General features: G+C 67.4%; 1 protein-coding gene and 2 pseudogenes. All 3 read right to left on the bottom strand.

Annotation, left to right across the window (positions count from 1 at the left end):
* Nucleotides 1–273 (bottom strand): annotated as a pseudogene (locus tag AHiyo1_RS18330) (TadA family conjugal transfer-associated ATPase); the annotation flags it as partial.
* Nucleotides 270–488: a hypothetical protein gene (locus AHiyo1_RS28025; RefSeq protein ID WP_340639344.1), complete on the bottom strand. Its 219-nt coding sequence runs from the start codon at nt 486–488 to the stop codon at nt 270–272. The pseudogene AHiyo1_RS18330 and the gene AHiyo1_RS28025, both read right to left, overlap by 4 nt.
* A 134-nt stretch (nt 489–622) precedes the next feature.
* Nucleotides 623–966, bottom strand: a pseudogene (locus AHiyo1_RS28020) (septum site-determining protein Ssd); the annotation flags it as partial.

Here is a 966-nt window from a genome sequence, read left to right as displayed (position 1 = left end):
GCCATTCACGAAGATGTCCGTCACTGAGGCATCGCGGGCGAGCTGTTGGAGAGGTCCAAGTCCGCTCAGTTCGGCGCTGATGGATTCGACGGCGGCGAGCGCCCCCGCGGTCCCGAGTAGCCTGCCCGTGGCATGGACGGCCGCTGCCACGCGTGACGGAGTCACTGGACCGGCGTCGGCCATGACGGTTTCCCGGACGCTTTCAAGGAGTGCGGCGTCGAGGAGACGCGTGTTGCGACGGCGCTCGCCGTTTGGAAACCCAGGGGCACTCATACTGCGCCGTCGTCGAGTAGTTGAAGTACGGATTCCGCAAAGCGACGCACGGCCTTGCGCTTGCCGAATTCCAGAAGGCGTCCGAGCTCAGCGGCCGCGGCGGTGCCGCGGAGCTCGGGGAGCAAGCCATGAAGGGGCAGTCCCAGTGACTCGGCTATGAGCGGTCCGTCCAGGGCAGCACCGGCATTTCCACGGACCACCAAGGCTGTGTCCACCGGCGGCAGCTCCTGGAGAAGCCTGGCCGCGGCGACGGCTGCGCGGAGTTGGGCCGGTGCCAGGAGAAGAATCCTGTCGCAGTCCCAGGCAAAGCTGCCAAGCGATTCCGTTCCGCGGCCGATGTCGACAATGATCAGCTCATATCCCCGCCTCGCCGCATCAAGACGGCCGCGACGGCCCCGGGCTCCACGTCCAGAGGGCGGTCGCGGCTGCCCGGCCAGGAAAGGAAGGAGAATCCTCCGGCGATGGGCAATGAGTCGCTTAGCTGCCCGGTACCGATGCTGCCGCTGGCATCGGCGAGATCGGGCCAGCGCAGTCCTGGCGCATCTTCAGCTGCCAGGCAAAGCTCAAGGCCTCCTCCGCGCGAATCGCCATCAACCAGCAGCGTCCGGATTCCGTGGACGGCCGCTTCCTGCGCCAGCCAGACCGCAGCCGTGGACGCACCCGCACCGCCGCATCCTCCTGTCACGCCGAGCA

It is taken from the genome of Arthrobacter sp. Hiyo1, assembly GCF_001263615.2.
Taxonomy (GTDB): domain Bacteria; phylum Actinomycetota; class Actinomycetes; order Actinomycetales; family Micrococcaceae; genus Arthrobacter.
Note: the sequence above shows the minus strand (reverse complement) of the source record. Positions and strands in the feature narration are given on the sequence as shown.